Origin of the sequence: Thermus neutrinimicus, from assembly GCF_022760955.1 — a bacterium.
GTDB lineage: Bacteria > Deinococcota > Deinococci > Deinococcales > Thermaceae > Thermus > Thermus neutrinimicus.
Genome location: NZ_JAKTNU010000003.1, coordinates 93857 through 112180 on the forward strand (window position 1 = coordinate 93857; position 18324 = coordinate 112180).

At 64.6% G+C, this 18324-nt stretch carries 15 protein-coding genes; 11 read left to right on the top strand and 4 right to left on the bottom strand.

Annotated features, from left to right (window positions below; genetic code table 11):
* The first annotated feature begins 13 nt into the window (after nucleotides 1–13).
* The gene (gene metH / locus L0C59_RS03720; protein WP_243089873.1) at nucleotides 14–3562 is read left to right on the top strand and encodes a methionine synthase; all 3549 of its coding nucleotides are present in this window, start codon (nucleotides 14–16) and stop codon (nucleotides 3560–3562) included.
* Here the strand turns inward: metH and L0C59_RS03725 are convergent.
* Nucleotides 3549–4742 (bottom strand): sialidase family protein, encoded by a 1194-nt coding sequence (locus tag L0C59_RS03725; protein WP_243089874.1) that lies wholly within the window; start codon nucleotides 4740–4742, stop codon nucleotides 3549–3551. The genes metH and L0C59_RS03725 overlap by 14 nt on opposite strands.
* 625 nt (nucleotides 4743–5367) lie before the next feature.
* On the opposite strand from L0C59_RS03725, the gene L0C59_RS03730 reads away from it, so the two are divergent.
* Genes L0C59_RS03730 through greA form a run of 3 tightly spaced genes read left to right on the top strand, consistent with a single transcriptional unit; the run spans nucleotide 5368 to nucleotide 8559 of the window.
* A complete protein-coding gene (locus tag L0C59_RS03730; RefSeq protein ID WP_243089875.1) occupies nucleotides 5368–7218 on the top strand; it encodes a chorismate-binding protein in 1851 nt (616 codons plus the stop codon).
* Nucleotides 7215–8033, top strand: coding sequence for an aminotransferase class IV (locus L0C59_RS03735; RefSeq protein ID WP_243089876.1), 819 nt, complete (start codon nucleotides 7215–7217; stop codon nucleotides 8031–8033). Before L0C59_RS03730 ends, L0C59_RS03735 begins: the two co-directional genes overlap by 4 nt.
* Nucleotides 8034–8088: 55 nt before the next feature.
* Complete coding sequence (gene greA / locus L0C59_RS03740; protein WP_243089877.1) at nucleotides 8089–8559, top strand: transcription elongation factor GreA; 471 nt, start codon at nucleotides 8089–8091, stop codon at nucleotides 8557–8559.
* Here greA and recO read toward each other — a convergent pair.
* Entirely contained in the window at nucleotides 8554–9222 is a 669-nt protein-coding gene (gene recO / locus L0C59_RS03745; RefSeq protein ID WP_243089878.1) for a DNA repair protein RecO, read from the bottom strand. The two genes, greA and recO, sit on opposite strands and share 6 nt — an antisense overlap.
* Before the next feature lie 22 nt (nucleotides 9223–9244).
* Between recO and L0C59_RS03750 the strand changes: the two genes are divergently transcribed.
* The 6 genes from L0C59_RS03750 (at nucleotide 9245) to queA (ending at nucleotide 15081) form a co-directional block, all read left to right on the top strand.
* Nucleotides 9245–9475: a hypothetical protein gene (locus tag L0C59_RS03750; protein WP_243089879.1), complete on the top strand. Its 231-nt coding sequence runs from the start codon at nucleotides 9245–9247 to the stop codon at nucleotides 9473–9475.
* Nucleotides 9476–9620: 145 nt separating this feature from the next.
* A complete protein-coding gene (locus tag L0C59_RS03755; RefSeq protein ID WP_243089880.1) occupies nucleotides 9621–10124 on the top strand; it encodes a DsrE family protein in 504 nt (167 codons plus the stop codon).
* Between the two features lie 37 nt (nucleotides 10125–10161).
* The gene (locus L0C59_RS03760; protein ID WP_243089881.1) at nucleotides 10162–10920 is read left to right on the top strand and encodes a TIGR00282 family metallophosphoesterase; all 759 of its coding nucleotides are present in this window, start codon (nucleotides 10162–10164) and stop codon (nucleotides 10918–10920) included.
* Nucleotides 10917–13502, top strand: coding sequence for a phosphoenolpyruvate carboxylase (locus L0C59_RS03765; RefSeq protein WP_243089882.1), 2586 nt, complete (start codon nucleotides 10917–10919; stop codon nucleotides 13500–13502). Before L0C59_RS03760 ends, L0C59_RS03765 begins: the two co-directional genes overlap by 4 nt.
* An 11-nt stretch (nucleotides 13503–13513) precedes the next feature.
* Entirely contained in the window at nucleotides 13514–14050 is a 537-nt protein-coding gene (locus L0C59_RS03770) for a LabA-like NYN domain-containing protein (RefSeq protein ID WP_243089883.1), read from the top strand.
* Nucleotides 14047–15081: a tRNA preQ1(34) S-adenosylmethionine ribosyltransferase-isomerase QueA gene (gene queA, locus L0C59_RS03775; protein ID WP_243089884.1), complete on the top strand. Its 1035-nt coding sequence runs from the start codon at nucleotides 14047–14049 to the stop codon at nucleotides 15079–15081. Before L0C59_RS03770 ends, queA begins: the two co-directional genes overlap by 4 nt.
* Here queA and L0C59_RS03780 read toward each other — a convergent pair.
* Nucleotides 15071–15460, bottom strand: coding sequence for an inorganic diphosphatase (locus L0C59_RS03780; RefSeq protein ID WP_243089885.1), 390 nt, complete (start codon nucleotides 15458–15460; stop codon nucleotides 15071–15073). The genes queA and L0C59_RS03780 overlap by 11 nt on opposite strands.
* A complete protein-coding gene (mgtE, locus tag L0C59_RS03785; RefSeq protein ID WP_243089886.1) occupies nucleotides 15460–16809 on the bottom strand; it encodes a magnesium transporter in 1350 nt (449 codons plus the stop codon). Before mgtE ends, L0C59_RS03780 begins: the two co-directional genes overlap by 1 nt.
* Nucleotides 16810–17016: 207 nt before the next feature.
* Here mgtE and ffh point away from each other — a divergent pair, with 207 nt between their 5' ends.
* Complete coding sequence (gene ffh, locus L0C59_RS03790) at nucleotides 17017–18321, top strand: signal recognition particle protein (RefSeq protein WP_243089887.1); 1305 nt, start codon at nucleotides 17017–17019, stop codon at nucleotides 18319–18321.
* Nucleotides 18322–18324: the final 3 nt, after the last annotated feature.

Sequence of the window (18324 nt, forward strand, 5' to 3'; positions counted from 1 at the left end):
ACACTAGCGGGATATGGTGGAGGTCCACACCTGCAGCCCTGGTTGCCGCCACCACCTGGGAGGGGCGGGGTTTGGGGATGCCCCCTTGGTGCGGCTGGGTTACAACAAGGAGGCCCGGGCAGAGAAGTTCCCTTACCTCAAGGCCCTCTTGCAGAGACCCCTGGTCTTTGACGGGGCCATGGGCACTGAGCTGCAAAAAAGGGACCTCACCCCGGAGGACTACGGCGGGGAAGCGTACTTTGGTTGCCCGGAGGTGCTGAACCTAACCCGTCCCGAGGTCATCCGGGAGATCCACCGGGCTTACCTCGAGGCCGGGGCGGAGGTGATCGAGACCAACACCTTCGGTGCCCTGCGCCATGTGCTGGCCGAGTACGGTCTGGCCGAGAAGGCGGAGGAGCTGGCCTACCTGGGGGCCAGGATAGCCAAGGAGGTGGCCGATCCCTACGGGGCCTTCGTGGCGGGGGCCTTGGGGCCGGGCACCAAGCTCATCTCCCTGGGGCAGATCTCCTGGGATGAACTCTTTGCCGCCTACAAGGAGGCCGTGCGGGGGTTGCTTAGGGGTGGGGTGGACTTGATCCTTCTGGAAACCGCCCAGGACATCTTGCAGGTGCGCTGTGCGGTCCTGGCGGCCCGGGAGGCCATGGCCGAGGTGGGCAGGGAGGTGCCCTTGCAGGTACAGGTGACCATGGAAGCCACGGGCACCATGCTGGTGGGCACGGACGAGCAGGCGGCCCTGGCGGCCTTGGAGAGCCTGCCCATCGATGTGGTGGGCATGAACTGCGCCACGGGCCCTGACCTCATGGACTCCAAGATCCGCTATTTTGCGGAGAACGCCACCCGCTTCGTGAGCTGTCTGCCCAACGCCGGCTTGCCCCGGAACGAGGGGGGAAAGGTGGTCTACGACCTCACCCCGGAGGAGCTGGCCCAGTGGCACCTCAAGTTCGTCACCGAGTACGGGGTGAACGCGGTGGGGGGGTGTTGCGGCACGGGGCCCGAGCATATCCGCAAGGTGGCGGAGGTGGTGAAGGGGAAGCCTGCCCCCAAGCGCAAGGAGACCTTCCCCCCCCAGGTGGCCTCCCTTTACCAGGCGGTTCCCCTGCGCCAGGAGGCCAGCGTTTTCCTGGTGGGGGAGCGTTTAAACGCCACGGGGAGCAAGCGGTTTAGGGAGATGCTTTTTGCCCGGGACCTCGAGGGTATCCTGGCCCTCGCCCGGGAGCAGGTGGAGGAGGGAGCCCACGCCCTGGACCTCTCGGTGGCCTGGACGGGAAGGGATGAGCTAGGGGACCTGGCCTGGCTCCTCCCCCATTTGGCCCCCGCGGTCACCGTGCCCTTCATGGTGGACTCCACCTCTCCCGAGGCCATGGAGTTGGCCCTCAAGCACCTTCCGGGCCGGGTCCTCTTGAACTCCGCCAACCTCGAGGATGGCCTAGAGAAGTTTGACCGGGTGGCCTCCCTGGCCAAGGCCCATGGTGCGGCCTTGGTGGTCCTCACCATAGACGAGAAGGGTATGGCCAAAACCCGAGAGGAGAAGGTGCGGGTGGCCTTGCGCATGTACGAGCGCCTTACCGAGCACCACGGCTTCCGCCCGGAGGACCTCCTCTTTGACCTCCTCACCTTCCCCATCACCCAAGGGGACGAGGAAAGCCGGCCTTTGGCCAAGGAAACCCTTTTGGCCATGGAGGAGTTACGGGAGAGGCTTCCTGGGGTGGGATTCATCCTGGGGGTATCCAACGTCTCCTTCGGCCTTAAGCCCAGGGCCAGGCGGGTCCTTAACTCGGTATTCCTGGACGAAGCCCGAAAAAGGGGCCTCACCGCCGCCATCGTGGATGCGGGAAAGATCCTCCCCATCAGCCAGATTCCCGAGGAGGCCTATGCCCTGGCCCTGGACCTGATCCATGACCGGAGGCGGGAGGGGTTTGACCCCCTCCTGGCCTTCATGGGCTACTTCGAGACCCACCGGGAGGACCCTGCCCTCAAGGAGGATGCCTTCCAGGCCCTTCCCCTGCTGGAGAGGTTGAAGCGCCGGGTGGTGGAGGGAAGGAAGGGGGGCCTCGAGGCGGACCTGGACGAGGCCTTGCGGCAGGGGCATAAACCCCTGGACCTCATCAATGGCCCCCTCCTTTCGGGCATGAAGGAGGTGGGGGAGCTCTTTGGGGCGGGGAAGATGCAGCTCCCCTTCGTGCTCCAGGCCGCGGAGGTGATGAAGCGGGCGGTGGCCCACCTCGAGCCCCACATGGAACGCCGGGGCGAGGGCCGGGGCAAGATGGTGCTGGCCACGGTGAAGGGGGATGTTCACGACATCGGCAAGAACCTGGTGGATATCATCCTCACCAACAACGGCTACCAGGTGATCAACCTGGGCATCAAGGTCCCCATTGAGGAGATCCTGAAGGCGCTGGAGGAGCACAAGCCCCATGCGGTGGGGATGTCCGGACTCCTGGTCAAAAGCACCGTGGTCATGAAGGAGAACCTGGAGTACATGCGGGATAGGGGGTATACCCTGCCGGTGATCCTGGGGGGGGCGGCCCTCACCCGCTCCTACGTGGAGGAGCTAAAGGCCATCTATCCCAACGTCTACTACGCGGAGGACGCCTTTGAAGGCCTTAGGCTCATGGAGGCCCTCACCGGCGGGGAGGCCACCTTGGTGAAGCAGCAAGCTCCAAAGCCCAAGGTGGAGGCTCCCAGGGCGGTACCCAGGGCCAAGCCTGTGGGGGAGGCCCCTTTCGTTCCCCGCCCCCCCTTCTTTGGGGTGCGGGTGGAGGAGAACCTGGACCTGGCCACCATCGCCCACTATGTGAACAAGCTGGCCCTTTTCCGCGGCCAGTGGGGGTATAGCCGTAAGGGCCTCACCCGGGAGGAGTGGCAGGCCCTGGTGGAACGGGAGGCGGAGCCCGTTTTCCGAAGGCTTCTTCGGGAAGCCAAGGAGGAGGGGTGGCTTAGGCCCAAGGTTCTCTACGGTTTCTTCCCTGTGGCCCGGGAAGGGGAGGAGGTTCTGGTGTTCTCCCCGGAAACCGGCCAGGTGCTGGAGCGCTTCGCCTTTCCCCGGCAGAAGGGCGGGGGCCTTAGCCTGGTGGACTACTTCCGCCCCCGCTTCGCCCCCCCTTTGGCGGATGAGGCGGAGTGGCTCCCCGCCTATGGGGCAGGGGCCAGGGATGTTCTGGGGGTGCAGCTCGTAACCATGGGGGAGGAGCCTGCCCGGAAGGCGAAGGCGCTTTTCCAGGCCGGGGCTTACCAGGATTACCTCTTCGTGCACGGCTTCAGCGTGGAGATGACCGAGGCTTTGGCGGAGTACTGGCACAAGAGGATGCGCCAGATGTGGGGTATTGCCGGGAAGGACGCCACCGAGATCCGCAGGCTCTTCCAGCAGGGGTACCAAGGAGCCCGCTACTCCTTTGGCTACCCCGCTTGCCCGGATTTGGCGGACCAGGCCAAGCTGGACCGGCTCATGGGCTTCGGCAGGGTTGGGGTACGCCTCACGGAGAACTTCCAGCTGGACCCCGAGCACAGCACCAGCGCCCTCGTGGTCCATCACCCCGAGGCGCGGTATTTCAACGTGGACTGAAGGTGAGAAGGGTTCCGCAATTCCCCGCGATCACAAACAACCCATTGCCAAAGGTAATGGCTTCGGGCTCCATCCCGAGCCAAAGGTACTCTTCCCAGGTGAAGCCGTCTGGGGAGAAGGCGACTAGGCCCTCGCCGGGTCGGGCGTGTCCCACCAAGGCAAAGCGTTCCTGGCCGAAGGTAATGCTAGGAAGGTACTTGGGTAGGTGCCTGGTGTTGGCCTCCTCCCAGTCCCAACCCCTTTTGGAAACCAGAACCTGTCCGTAGCCGGTTACCACGAAGCGGTCCCGGGCATACACCACGCCTTTGAACCAGAAAGAGCCATCTCCAAGTATTTCCTCCCAAGTTCGCCCATCATGGGACGCCAGGAGGGTGCCCTTTTCTCCCGCTGCCACAAAGGTTCCGTTGCCGTAGGCCACACCTAGAAGGGTTTTTCCTCCAGGTACCGGCAAGGGTTGCCACTCAAGACCATCTCGGGAAAGGAGGAGGGCTTCTCCCACTGCCACAAAACGGTCTTTGCCAAATGCAACCCCGTAAAGCCATTGGGAGAAGGGGGTGGGAGCCACTTCCCAATGGTAACCATCCCGGGAAACCAGAATTAGGCCCTTTTCCCCCACCGCCACGAAACGATCCCGGCCCCAGGTCACACCCGTGAGCCATCCTGGCACGCGGGCTAGGAGGCGCCATCTCGACCCGTTGAGAGAGGCTAGGATTATTCCCTTCCACCCCTCGTATCCCACCGCTACGAAGCTTTTATCGCCGTATCCCACGTCCAAAAGTTGTTGCCCCGTACCTTGATACACGGGTTGCCAAAGGATGCCATCGGAGGAGGCATATAGGGCAAGGCCCCACCCCGAAGCGATGAACTGGGTTCCATTCCAAGCTACCCCGGTGAGGAAGGGCATGCCGTCGAGATGCCCGGGTTGCCAGCGGATCCCATCCGGTGAGGTGAGTACGGTGCCGTGTTCGCCCACCACCACCCATCGCCCCTTTCCCCAGGTAACCCCAAAGAGCCCCTTCCAGACACCTGAGGACTGTCGGTTCCACTCTCTCCCGTCCCGGGAGGTAAGGATGAGACCTCCCCAGCCTACAGCTACCCATAACCCATCGGCAAAGGCTACCGCGTTGAGGATGCCAGGGAGGGACCCTGACTCAAAGTGAATCCCGTCCTGGGAGACCAAGAAGGTATGATCTCCTACGACTACGAAACGGTCCTGGGCAAAAGCGACTCCCCAAAGGTTGGCTTCTATCCCCAGGTCCAAGGGATGCCATGACGCACCATCTTGGGAGGTCAGGGCCAGGCCAGCCATTCCTACGGCCAAAAAGCGCCCTTTGCCATAGGCAACTCCCCAAAGCCCACGTTGGTCCTTTCCTTGGTGAACCTGTTGAAAGCCCTCGCCATCCTTGGCTAAGAGAACGGTGCCCTTGGCGCCAACGGCTACTTGAATTCCCCTTCCTTGGGTGCAAGAGGTCAGGGTGATGGGAGAGGGCACAGGCCTGGGATACCAATTCAGACCGTCTGGGCTTTCCAGACACAGGCCGTGCCATCCCAAGGTCAGAAAGCGGTTGTCTAACCAGACAATGTCTAGGAGAGGGGTGGCTTCAACGTTTAGGGGAGGTATCGCGGTTCTTGGAAGAAAACGGTGCCCGTCCATCGTTGGCCCCTGAATAGATATATACCAAATAAGCCAGGCGGAGTCAACGGAAAGGCTTTGGGGGAGAGGGGAGTTCTCTGTACGTTCTTGCTGCTTACGGAATACCTGTCCTCCTCGTGAAATCCTGATTCTTCCCGATATACTTGGCTCCGTGCTGGGCCTTTACCACGCTGCCCGTGCCTTGGGGCTAAAGCCCTTTCTCCTGGAATCCTTGGGAGTTAGGACCCCTTTCTCCCGGCTTTCCCTCCTGGGAGTGCGGCCTAAGCACCGCCTCGAGGTGTGGGAGGGCCGGCTTTACCTGGACGGGAAGCGGGTGGGGGAGGCCCTGGACATCTTCGCCCACCTGGAGAAGGGGCTGGGAAGGGGGCATTTTCCCGCCTGGATTGGGTTTTTCGCCTACGAGTTTGCCCGGCATCTGGGCCTGGCCACCCATGGGCCCCTTCCGGGTCTTCCCGAGGCCGCTTTCCACTATTACCCCGAGGGCTTTGCCCTCCTCGAGGGGCGGTTGGTGGAAGCCCCTTCCTTCCCCCTCAGGCCCCTTCCCTACAACCCCTCTCCCTTACCCCACCACCCCCTGGTGTCCGACTTCCCCAAGGGGGCTTTCCTGGAGGGGGTGGCCTCGGTCCAGGAGAGGATCCGGGCCGGGGTGGTCTACCAGGTGAACCTCTCCCACCGGTTCCGCCTCCTGGGGGATGTGGACCCCCTCCTCCTCTACGCCCGTCTCCGCTCCCTAAACCCATCCCCCTTTATGGGGCTCTTGGAGGGGGAAGGTTGGGCGGTGGTCTCGGGAAGCCCGGAGAGGCTCTTTAAAAAGGTGGGCACCCGGGTCCTGGCCCGGCCCATTGCGGGAACCCGGCCTAGGGGGCGGACGGAGGCGGAAGATTTGGCTTTGGAAAAGGACCTCCTTGCCTCCCCCAAGGAACGGGCCGAGCACGCCATGCTGGTGGACCTTTTGCGCAACGACCTGGCCCGGGTGGCCCTGCCGGGTACGGTGAGGGTACAAGAGCTCTTTACGGTGGAGCGCTACGCCCACGTGATGCACCTGGTTTCCCAGGTGGAGGGCTACACCCGGGCCTCCTTGGGTCAGGTCTTTGCCAGCCTCTTCCCAGGAGGCACCATCACCGGGGCCCCTAAGGGAACGGTGATGGAGGCCATTGGGGAGCTGGAGCCTGTGCCGAGGGGGGCCTATACGGGAAGCCTGGGGTACGTGTCGGGCCGGGGGGCGGACTTCAACATCCTCATCCGCTCCTTCCAGAGGGTGGGGGAGGAGGTGTACTTCTCTACGGGAGCGGGGATTGTCATCGCCTCGGAGGCAGAGGCGGAATACCGGGAAACCCTCCACAAAGCGGAAAGCCTCCTTCTGGCCCTGGACCGGGGCCGGCCCGGGGTCAGACCCCTGCCTCCCAAGCCCACGGCCTCCTGGGTCCCGCCACCCCCTCCGAGGAGGGTAGGGGCCCGGGTGCTTTTCTTGGAAAACCGCGATTCCTTCAGCTACAACCTGGTGGACTACCTGCGGGCCCTGGGAGCGGAGGTGGCGGTGGTGGACCAGGAGGAGGCTCCGCGCCTCCAGGGTTTCAGCCACCTGGTGGTGGGGCCGGGGCCCAAAGATCCCTTTACGGCGGGAAGGGTGTTGGAGTGGACCCGAAAGGCCCTGGAGGAGGGCATTCCCTTCCTCGGCGTCTGCCTGGGCCACCAGGCCCTGGGGGTGGCCCTGGGGGCCGAGCTTTACCAGGAAAGGCCGGTCCACGGGGAGGCCCACCCCATCTTCCATAGCGGGGAAGGGCTCTTTGCTGGCCTGCCCAACCCCCTCCCCTTTGCCCGCTACCACTCCCTGGCCCTGAGAAACCTTCCGAGGGGGGTGCGCCTCCTGGCCTGGACGGGGGATGGGGTGCCCATGGCCATTTGGGATGGGAGGCGGGCCTATGGCGTGCAGTTCCATCCCGAGAGTATCCTTTCCCCGTGGGGGATGGAGCTCCTGGTGCGGTTTTTGGAGGAGGCATGAGGCGGGTGCTCCTTAAGGGGGAGCCCTTTCGCGAGCCCTTGCCCGAGGGTTTTTTGTACCATGGGGTGAGCGTCTTCACCACCTTGCGGGTGGAAAGGGGCCATGCCCTTTGGCTGGAGGCGCATCTCTTTCGCCTGCGCCGGCACGCCTTGGCCCTAGGGCTTCCTTACCCGGGGGATGGGGTGTTCTTGGAGGACCTAAGGGCCCTGGCCAAGGAGTTCGCCCACCTGCCTTGTTTTCGTCTCCGCTTCACCGTGGGGGAAGGGGTGTGGCTTTCCGAGGCCCGTCCCTACTCCCCGCCCCCCCTGGCCGCGTACGAGGGGGGGGTCCGGGTTCTCCTTACCCCTTACCGGGTGCATCCGGATCTTTACCGCTTCAAGACCGGGAACTACCTGCCCTACCGCCTGGCCCAGAAGGAGGCGGAAGGGCAGGGGGCCTTTGAGGGGCTTCTGCAGGATGGCGAGGGGTACGTGGTGGATGGGAGCCGTACCAGCCCCCTTCTTTACCGGGAGGGGGTGCTGTTCCTCCTGGAGGGGGGCCTCGAGGGCATTACCCGGGAAAAGGTGGCGGAGGCGGCCAGGGAGCTGGGCCTCAGGGTGGAGCGGGCCCGGTTTTACCCGTGGGAGCTTCCCTTGGCGGAGCCCCCACCTTTGCCTCCCCGGCTTGCCTTGCGCCGCCGGGGAGGGGAGCGGGAGGCTGTGAAGGGGGTGTTGCTCCTGGCGGGAAGCGGGGTGGGGCTTCTGCCCGTGGGAGAAGCCCCCAAGGAGCTCCTTCCCCTGGTGGAGCGCTTCCTTCCCGCCTGCTATACTGAATAGCGGTACCTCCAGCCCATGGCCATGGGCTGGTGCCCTTTTTACCTGGAGGGAAGGGATGAAGAAGCCGGTTTACCTCACCCCAGAAGGCTTTAGGCGCCTTCAGGAGGAGCTCTATCACCTGAAGACCACCAAGCGGCAGGAGATTTCCGCTGGCTTTGAACAGGCCTTGGAGGAAGGGGATCTAAGGGAGAACGCCGGTTATGACGAGGCGCGCCGGGCCATGTGGCAGAACGAGGCCCGCATCGCCCAGTTGGAGGACCTCTTGTCCCGGGCGGTGGTGGTGGAGGGGAACGGCTCCTACGACCAGGTGGCCTTGGGCTGCCAGGTGGAGCTGGAAACCGAGTCTGGAGAACGGCTCTCTTTGGCCATTGTGGGCAGCCACGAGGCGGATATCTTTAGCGGCAAGATCTCCGACGAGTCACCCCTGGGCCAGGCGCTTCTGGGCAAAAAGGTGGGGGACGTGGTGGAGATTAGGGGCAAGAAGGGAGCCCAGGTCTACACCATCCTGGAGATCAAACCCCTATAGGCCTGTGGCCACTAAAGTGGCCTTAAGGGGGCCTAGGGCCTCCTCCGCATGGTGTTTCAGGGCGAGGAATAACCTTTCCAATGGGGCTTCTTCCAGGTAGGGAAGGGCTTCGCTGCCTGGGAGGTGCAGGATAGCCCGCAAGGCCTCCACGCCCCTTTCCCCCAGGTAGAGGCCCTGATCCTCGAGGCGCCCCGCCTTCAGGTACAGGCCAGACCCCCGCAGGTTTGGGCCCAGGCCCCCCGCCTTCAGCACCCGCCATCCCGCCCATACCAGGGGCAGGAGGGGCCTGGGATGCTTGGCGATGCCCCTTAGGCCGGAGATGAAGACCGGGTAGATCCTGGGGGCGGCCTCCGGGGAGGCCAGACGGTAGGAGAGTTCCGCGAGAAAAGAGGCCATGAGGAAGCGCTGGGGCTCCTCCAGGCCGTGGAGCCTTCCGAGGAGCTCTGCCTGGGTGAGGGTGGGAAGGCCTTCCCCCTTGGCGTAGAGTTGGAAGCGCACGTGGTGGAACAAGGAGAGCCTGCCCGAGCGCCCCGAAGGGCGCATCCCCTTACGGGCCACGGCCTCGAGGCTTCCCTTGGGGGTGAGAAACCGAAGGAGGAGGTCTCCCTGGGGCAGGGCTCTCCTCCCCACCACGATGCCTTCCTCTAGCCGGTAGCGCTCCACCTTTCCAGTGTATGCTTAGGGCATGGAACGGAGCCTGCGCAACATCCTGGAGTGGGTGGTTTTGGGTCTCTTGGTGGTGGTGGGGGTACTTTTGGCCCTCTGGGTGGGGGGATGGGTTTTCACCTTCTTGGGCCGGGTGCTTCTGGCCCTTTCCGGCCTAATCTGGGAGCTTTTGCGGTTCGCTATCCCCTTGCTGATCCTGGCAGCCATCGGCTACGGGGTGGTTTACCTATTGCAGAAGCGGACTGCCTAGGGTAGCGGCACTAAGGAAAGTCCGGAAACCACCTGGTATACGAGCCCAGCCTCCTTCAAGCGGCTGGGCTTACCCTTGGTGGGCTATACCCTTGACGAAGGAGATGTGGGGGGTGTACGCTTCCCCCCAAGAGGGGGGAGGAAGAATGGACCGTAGGTTTTTGCTGAGGATAGGGGCCTTTCTGGGAGCGGGTTCCCTGCTGGGGGCCCGGGCCAACGAGCGGGTGGCCTACAAGGACTTCAAGAAGGAAACCCCGGTGGCGGTGGTTTACCACCTGGACTTCGGGGACCCCAACCGCTTTGGACAAATGCTGACCAACATCAGCAACCACCTGTCTGTGTACGATAACGATCCCTTTAAGATCAAGATCGTAGTGGTAGCCCATGGAGCTGGGGTGCAGTTTTTCCTGAAGGATCTGGAAGGAACGCCTTGGGCCTCGGCTCAGTACGACCGGGAGGCCCTGTTCAGCCGGGTGAAGCAGCTGGCCCTACTGGGGGTGGAATACTACCTCTGCGAGATCACCTTTAGCCGGAACAATATCCCTAAGGACAAACTTCGTTCGGATGAGTTCCTCAAGTGGGTACCTTCCGGGGTGGGGGCTTTAGGGGAACTCCAGGCCAAGGGGTATGCGTACATCAAGGTAGGCTGAACCCAAAAGGACCCGCAGGGGTGCGTATAATGCCCCCATGCGGGTTCTCTTCATCGGCGACGTGATGGCCGAACCCGGCCTAAGGGCGGTGAGTCTCCACCTGCCTGACATCCGGGACCGGTACGACCTGGTCATTGCCAACGGGGAAAACGCCGCCAAGGGCAAGGGTCTGGACCGCCGTTCCTATCGCATCCTGCGTGAGGCGGGGGTGGACCTGGTTTCCCTGGGAAACCACGCTTGGGACCACAAGGAGGTCTATGACCTTTTGGAGAAGGAACCGGTGGTGCGGGCCCTCAACTACCCTCCGGGTACCCCAGGGCGGGGGTGGTGGCGGCTTAGCGCGGGTGGGGAGAGCCTCCTCTTTGTACAGGTGATGGGCCGGATCTTCATGGACCCCCTGGACGATCCCTTCCGCACCGTGGATGCCCTTTTGGCCCAGGAGAGGGCGGATTACATCCTGGTGGAGGTGCATGCCGAGGCCACCAGCGAGAAGATGGCCCTGGCCCACCACCTGGATGGACGGGTTACGGCGGTGCTGGGTACCCACACCCACGTGCCCACCTTGGATGCCATGCGCCTGCCGAGGGGCACCCTGTACCAGACCGACGTGGGCATGACCGGCACCTACGCCTCCATCATCGGCGGAGAGGTGGAGACCTTCCTGGCCCGCTTCCTTACCGGAAGGCCCCAACCCTTCCGGGCTGCCCAGGGAAGGGCTCGTTTCCACGCCACCGAGCTGGTGATGGAGGGGGGCAAGGGGGTTTCCATAGGCCCTTACGTGTGGGAGGAGCCTTGAAGCCGGCCAGGGAGGATACCTTTGACCTTTTGCGGGCGGAGGTGGACCTTTTGGGGCGCCTTCTTGGGGAGGCTATCCGGGCGGTCTCGGGGGAGCGGTTTTTCGCTTTGGTGGAGGAGGTACGCCTCCTTTCCAAATCCCGGCGGCAAGGGGATGAGGAAGCCCGGGCCACCCTTTTGCAACGGGTGGAGGGGCTTTCCCTGGAGGAGGCCGAGGCCTTGGTGCGGGCCTTCACCCACTACTTCCACCTGGTGAACCTAGCGGAGGAAAGGCACCGGGTGCGGGTGAACCGCCTTAGGGCGCAGGCGGAGACCCAGGAGAACCCGAGGCCTGAGGGTTTCCTGGCCTTGGCCAAGGCCTTAAGGGAGAGGGGGCTTTCCCTGGAGGAAGCGGAGGCACATCTGAACCGCCTGGAGCTATGGCTCACCTTTACTGCTCACCCCACGGAGACCCGCAGGCGCACCCTGCGGCATCATCTGGAAAGGTTGCAGGAGGAGTTGGAAACGGGGGATCTGGGCCGCCTGGCCGCCAGGGTCGCCCTTCTTTATGCCACCGAGGAGGTGCGCAAGGCCCGGCCCACGGTGGAGGACGAGATCAAGGGAGGGCTTTACTACCTGCCCACCACCCTTTGGCAGGCGGTGCCCCGGGTGGTGGAGGGCCTCGAGGCGGCCCTGGAGAAACTCTACGGCAAGCGGCCCCGCCTGAAAAGCCCGGTGCGCTTCAGGAGCTGGATCGGGGGAGACCGGGATGGCAATCCCTTCGTGACCCCTGAGGTGACCGCCTTCGCCGCCCGGTATGCCCGCCAGGTGGCCCGGGAGCGGTTTTTGTCGGAGCTGGAAAACCTGGTGCGGGACCTTTCCCTTTCCCAAACCAAGGTTCCCGTGCCCAGGGGGGTACGGGAAGGAGGGGAGGGAACGGAGCGCTTTCCCGGGGAGCCCTACCGGCGGTTCTTCGCCAGGCTCTACGCCCGTCTGGAGAAGGGGGAGGCCAGCACGGAGGAGCTTTTGCGGGCTGTGAGGGTGGCGGAGGAGGGCCTGGCCTCTGTGGGTCTGGAAAAGGTGGCCGCCTCCTTCCTCCGTCCCCTCGAGGCCCGCCTTTTCGCCTTCGGCCTGGAGCTTGCTCCTTTGGACCTCAGGGAGGAGTCCGGGAAGCTTTTGGAGGCGGCGGCGGAACTCCTGAGGGTTGGGATGGTCCACCCGGATCTCCTCTCCTTGCCCCCAGAGGCGCAAGAGGCCCTCCTCACCGAAGAGCTGAGAAGCGCCCGTCCCCTTCTGCCCGTGGGCCATGAGCCCGAGGGGGAGGCTTTGCGGGTGGCCCTGGGGGCTATGCGGGCCTGGCGGGATAAGGGGGCCCATGTGGTATCCATGACCCACCATCCCGCGGACATCCTGGCGGTGTTCCTCCTGGCCCGGGAGGTGGGGCTTTACCGGCCGGGCGCGGCCTTGCCCTTTGACGTGGTCCCCCTTTTTGAGACCCTCGAGGACCTCCAGCGGGCCCCCCAGGTGCTGGCCCGTCTCCTCTCCAACCCCGTCTTCCTAGCCCATGCCCGGGGCCGGGGTGGGGTAGAGGTGATGATCGGCTACTCCGACTCCAACAAGGATGCCGGCTTCCTGGCTGCCAACCTGGCCCTATACGAGGCCCAGGAGGCCTTGGCTAAGGTGGGGGAAGGTCTCGGCCTGCCGGTTTTCTTCTTCCACGGCCGGGGTACCTCCACCGCCCGGGGCGGGGGGCCTGCGGGCCGGGCCATCGCCAGCCTGCCTCCCAGGAGCGTGGGGCACCGCATCCGCCTCACGGAGCAAGGGGAGGCCTTGGCGGACCGGTACAGCCACCCCGAACTGGCCGTGCGCCACCTGGAGCAGCTTCTGTTCCACTTTGCCCAGGCGGCCCTGGGCGAGGGGGTGGAGCCTAGGCCTGAGTGGCGGGAGGCCCTGTGGCAGGCGGGGGAGGAGAGCATGCGCCGCTACCGCGCCCTCTTGGCCCAGGAGGGTTTCTTTCCCTTTTTCGAGGCCTTTACCCCCATTCGGGAGATCGGGGAACTTCCCATCGCCAGCCGCCCCGTGTACCGTCACGGCCGGGTGCGGGAGATCCGCGACCTCAGGGCCATTCCCTGGGTGATGGCCTGGACCCAGGTGCGCCTGCTTCTGCCCGGCTGGTACGGGCTTACGGCCTTGGAAGCCTTGCCGCTGGCCCTTCTCAGACGCATGTACCGGGAGTGGCCCTTCTTCGCCACCACCTTGGAGAGCGCGGCCATGGCCTTGGCCAAGGCGGACCTGGGGGTGGCGGAGCTTTACCTGCGCCTGGTGCCGGAAAGGCTGCACCCCCTTTTCCACGGCCTTGCCCAGGAGTACCGGAAGACCGTGGTCCTTCTGGAGGCCATTTTCCAAGCCCCTCTTCTGCACAACCAAAGGACCCTGGAAAGGCAGATCGCCTTGCGCAACCCCTACGTGGACCCCATCAACTTCGTGCAGGTGGAGCTTCTCCGCCGCTACCGTGCTCCTGGGGGCCGGGAGGACGAAGCCTTGAGGAAAGCCCTTCTCCTCTCCCTCCTGGGGGTGGCCGCGGGACTTAGAAATGCGGGTTAAGATGGAGGCCGATGGAGCTTGGCCAGCATCCTGACCAGCGGGTGGGCGTTTTCGTGGACACCCAGAACCTTTACCACTCCGCTCGGGACTTCTACGAGCGCAACGTGAACTTTGAAAGCCTCCTGCGCTTTGCCGTGGGGGGTAGGCGCCTTGTGCGGGCCACCGCCTACGTGGTGGAAAAGGAGGGGGATACCTCTGCCTGGCCTTTCATCTACAAGCTTTCCACCATCGGCTACCGGGTGCGGCGCATGTACCTCACGGTGAAGGAACTGGGCGAGGGGGGCAAACCCATCTACGAGGGGAACTGGGACATGGGCATTGCCGCGGACATGGTGAGGCTTATGCCTTACCTGGATGTGGTGGTCCTGGGAAGCGGGGATGGGGACTTTGTGGAGATCCTCGAGGTCCTCATGGAACGGGGCATCCGGGTGGAGGTGATCGCCTTCCGGGAGACCACCGCCCAGAAGCTCATCGACGCCGTGGACCGTTTCGTGCACCTTCCCGATATCCCCAACGCCTTCATGGAGCCCAAGAATGCCGAGCGATGAGCCTCGAGGCCTACGACTACCACCTGCCCCCGGAACTCATCGCCCAGGAGGGAGTGGAGCCCAGGGATAGGGCGCGGATGCTGGTGGTCTGGCGGGAAGGGCCTTTTCGGGCCGAGCACCGCCAGGTCAAGGACTTACCCGAGTACCTTCGTCCAGGGGACATTTTGGTCCTTAACGAGAGCAAGGTCATCCCCGCCCGCTTGTTGGCCCAAAGGCCCACGGGGGGGAAGGTGGAGGTGCTTTTGGTGCGGGAGCGGGCCCCAGGGGTTTGGGAAGCCCTGGTGGGGCCTGGCCGCAAGGCCAAGCCCGGCACCAGGCTCCGTTTCGTGTCTCCCCGGGACCTTCGCTTGGTTCCGGACCTCGAGGCGGAGGTGGTGGGGGTGGAGGAGGGTGGGGTGCGGATCCTTCGCTTCCAGGGGGATCTGGTGGCCCACCTGGAGGAAGTGGGGGAGGTACCCTTGCCCCCCTACATCAAGGGCCGGGTTCCCCTGGAGCGCTACCAGACCGTCTATGCCAAGCGTCCCGGTTCGGTGGCGGCTCCCACCGCCGGGCTTCACTTCACCCCGGAGCTTTTGGCGCGCTTAGAGGCCATGGGGGTGGAGCTTCGCTTTCTCACCCTGCACGTGGGCCCCGGTACCTTCCGGCCGGTGAAGGGGGACCCGGAGAAGCACGAGATGCACCCCGAGCCCTTTGAGGTGCCACAGGAGACCGCCCGCGCCATCAACCGGGCCAAGGAGGAGGGAAGGCGGGTGGTGGCGGTGGGCACCACCGTGGTCCGCGCCCTGGAAAGCGCTTTTCGGGAGGGGGTGGGCGTGGTGCCGGGGGCGGGGGAGACCCGGCTTTTCATCCGCCCGCCCTACACCTTTCGGGCCATTGACGCCCTTTTCACCAACTTCCACCTGCCCCGTTCCACCCTGCTTATGTTGGTGGCAGCCTTTTTGGGCTACGAGAAGACCATGGAGGCCTACCGGCTGGCTGTGGCCAAGGGGTACCGGTTTTACTCCCTAGGGGATGCCATGCTCATCCTCTAAGCAACCCGCTCACCCAGTTCCTGGCCTCCCCTGGCCCTAGGAGGCGGGGGTTGCGGCTTGGGTGGAACCAGGCGAGGAGCCCTTGGACCTCCCCCGGGCCGGGTTTTTGCCCTTCGGCCTCAAGGAGAAGTTTGTGATCCCCATCCGCCAGCCACACCATCCCCACCACCTCGCCCTCCACCTGGGTTCCCGGGGGAAGGGGCGGGCCCAAGTAGACGGCATCCAGCTCCTCCCCATCGGCGGGGTTGATGAGGCCAGGGATAAGGCCGTAGTTCACGGGGGCCGGCTGGTCCACGGCCACCAGGGCTAGGCGCCCCTCCTTCCAGGCGTAGCGGAAGGGGCTTCCCTTGCTCCACTCCACCACCATGGAAAGCCGCATCATCCTAGGTTAAGCAATAGGCGGGCCACCGAAAGGTAGATGAGAAGCCCTGAGATGTCGGAAAGGGTGGCCACCAAAGGGTTGGAGACCAGAGCCGGGTCCACCCCAAGCCGCCTCAGCACCACGGGGAGCATGGCTCCCACCAGATTGGCGAAGAGCACCAGGAGGAAAAGGGCCAGGCCCACCACCGGGGCTAGAAAGGCGTTCCCGTCCAGGAACACTTTTCCCAGGAGCAAGAGGGCGAGGGTGAGGCCCAGAAGGCTTCCCACCATCCCTTCCTTGAGGAGTATCCGCCGCCAGTCCCTGAGGTCCAGGTCCCGGGTGGCCAGGGCGCGGATGATGAGGGTGGCGGACTGGTTGCCGGTGTTCCCCCCCGTGCCCAGGAGCACGGGCACGTAGAAGGCTAGGGCGGTGGCGGCCTCGAGGAGGCTCTCAAACCCCTGGAGGATGGAGCTGGTGATCATGCCGGTCAGGATCAGGATCACCAGCCAGCGCACCCGGGCCAGCCAGAGGGCGATGGGGGAGGCTTGGCTATAGACCAGGTCCGGCACGTCCACGGCCGCCAGGCGGTGGATGTCCTCGGTGGCCTCCTGTTCCAAAACGTCCAGGACGTCGTCCACCGTGACGATGCCCACCAGCACCCCCTCCTCGTCCACCACGGGCAGAACGGTGAAGTCGTAATCGGCCATGAGGCGGGCCACCTCTTCCTGGTCGGTGTCCGTGCGGACGAAGACCACCTTGGGGTTCATGATCTCCGCCACCTTGGTCTTGGGATCCGCCACGATGAGGTCCCTCAGGGACAAGACCCCTCTGAGGCGCCCTCCCTCGTCCACCACATAGATGTAGTAAATGGTTTCCGCATCGGGGGCGGCCCGGCGCAGGAAGCGGATGACCTCCTCCACGGTCATGCCCTCCCGCACCGCCACGTACTCGGGGGTCATGAGGCCTCCGGCCTCGTCCTCCTCGTACTGGGTGAGCTCTTCCACCTCGGCCCGGGTCTCGGGGTCCAGGGCCTCCTTGAGGCGGCGGAAAAGCTCGGGGTCCTCTTCCTCCACCGCCTGGAGGGCGTCGGCCAGGTCGTCCAGGGAGAGCTCCTCCAAAAGCTCCTGCACCCGCCAGGGGGGTAGGGTCTTCAGGTACTCCGCCTCCTCCTCCGCGGGGAGGTTGGCGAAGACTTCCGCGGCCCGTTCCTTGGGCAGGAGGGTGAGGACCACATAGCGGTGTTCCCCCTCCAGGTCATCCCACACGGCCAAGAGGTCCTGGGGATGGATTTCCTCCAGGAGCCTTTGGAGTTTCAGGGTGTCGCCTTCTTGCAGGGCTTGGCGCAGGGGGGAAAGGGTCGTCTCCACAGGCGGCCTCCTTTCACCCGAAGGCCGCCTGGTGGGCGGCCTTCAGGGCCTAAGACTCGAGGGCAAAGCCCCTAACATACCTTCCTTAGCCTAGGGGTCGCGGCCGGGGTCGTCAACCGTGCCCACTAGAAATGTGGGAAAAATTGAGGTTGACACGCTCAAGGGGCCTGGCCTATTCTAAGGCCCGGCCTGTTGGCCGGGAGGCTCATGTTTGCCAAGCTGGCGGGAAGACTGCAGGAGGCCATAGACCGCTTAAGGGGCCGGGGCCGCATCACCGAGGAGGACCTGAAGGCCACCCTCAGGGAGATCCGTCGGGCCCTGATGGATGCCGACGTGAACCTGGAGGTGGCGAGGGCCTTTGTGGAGAGCGTCCGGGAGAAGGCCTTGGGCCAGAAGGTCCTGGAAAGCCTCACCCCGGCAGAGGTGGTGCTGGCCACGGTCTACGAGTCCCTGAAGGAGGCCTTGGGCGGGGAACCTCAGTTTCCCTCCCTGAGGAACCAGAACCTCTGGTTCCTGGTGGGCCTCCAGGGCTCTGGCAAAACCACCACCGCAGCCAAACTGGCCCTTTTCTACAAGGGAAAGGGTAGGAGGCCCCTTCTGGTGGCCGCCGACACCCAGCGCCCCGCCGCCCGGGAGCAGCTTCGCATCCTGGGGGAAAAGATCGGGGTCCCGGTCCTAGAGGTCCAGGATGGGGAGAGCCCCGAGTCCATCCGCCGCCGGGTGGAGGAACGGGCCAGGCAGGAGGTTCGTGACCTGATCCTGGTGGATACCGCCGGGCGCCTGCAGATGGACGAGCCCCTCATGGCGGAGCTGGCCCGCCTCAAGGAGGCCATGAACCCCGACGAGGTGCTTTTGGTCCTGGATGCCATGACGGGCCAGGAGGCCCTTGGGGTGGCCAAGGCCTTTGACGAGAGGGTGGGGGTCACGGGGCTCGTCCTCACCAAGCTGGATGGGGATGCCCGGGGCGGGGCGGCCCTTTCCGCCCGGCACGTGACGGGGAAGCCCATCTACTTCGCAGGGGTTTCCGAGCGCCCCGAGGGCCTGGAGCCCTTCTACCCCGACCGGCTGGCGGGCCGCATCCTGGGCATGGGGGATGTGGCCACCTTGGCGGAGAAGGTGAGGGCGGCGGGCCTCGAGGCGGAGGCCCCCAAGTCCGCCAAGGAGCTCACCCTTGAGGACTTCCTCAAGCAGATGCAAAACCTAAAGCGCCTGGGCTCTTTTTCGGAGGTCCTCGCCATGCTTCCGGGGGTGGGCAAGGCCTTGCCCCCCGGGGTCCAGGTGGACGACAAGGCCATCAAGCGCCTCGAGGCCATCGTTCTCTCCATGACCCCCGAGGAGCGGAAGGACCCCCGCATCCTGAACGCCTCCCGGCGCAAGCGCATCGCCAGGGGAAGCGGTACCAGCGTGCAGGAGATCAACCGCTTCATCAAGGCATTCGAGGAAACCAAGGCCCTAATGAAGTCCCTGGAGAAGAGCAAGGGCCGGGGACTCATGGGAATGTTCAGGAGGTAGGAA

Excerpts from the sequence above, each read along its gene's own strand:
- metH (WP_243089873.1), top strand. The coding sequence starts at position 14 with ATGGTGGAGGTCCACACCTGCAGCCCTGGTTGCCGCCACCACCTGGGA.
- L0C59_RS03735 (WP_243089876.1), top strand. The coding sequence starts at position 7,215 with ATGAGGCGGGTGCTCCTTAAGGGGGAGCCCTTTCGCGAGCCCTTGCCC.
- greA (WP_243089877.1), top strand. The coding sequence starts at position 8,089 with ATGAAGAAGCCGGTTTACCTCACCCCAGAAGGCTTTAGGCGCCTTCAG.
- L0C59_RS03750 (WP_243089879.1), top strand. The coding sequence starts at position 9,245 with ATGGAACGGAGCCTGCGCAACATCCTGGAGTGGGTGGTTTTGGGTCTC.
- L0C59_RS03755 (WP_243089880.1), top strand. The coding sequence starts at position 9,621 with ATGGACCGTAGGTTTTTGCTGAGGATAGGGGCCTTTCTGGGAGCGGGT.
- L0C59_RS03760 (WP_243089881.1), top strand. The coding sequence starts at position 10,162 with ATGCGGGTTCTCTTCATCGGCGACGTGATGGCCGAACCCGGCCTAAGG.
- L0C59_RS03770 (WP_243089883.1), top strand. The coding sequence starts at position 13,514 with ATGGAGCTTGGCCAGCATCCTGACCAGCGGGTGGGCGTTTTCGTGGAC.
- queA (WP_243089884.1), top strand. The coding sequence starts at position 14,047 with ATGAGCCTCGAGGCCTACGACTACCACCTGCCCCCGGAACTCATCGCC.
- L0C59_RS03780 (WP_243089885.1), bottom strand. The coding sequence starts at position 15,460 with ATGCGGCTTTCCATGGTGGTGGAGTGGAGCAAGGGAAGCCCCTTCCGC.
- ffh (WP_243089887.1), top strand. The coding sequence starts at position 17,017 with ATGTTTGCCAAGCTGGCGGGAAGACTGCAGGAGGCCATAGACCGCTTA.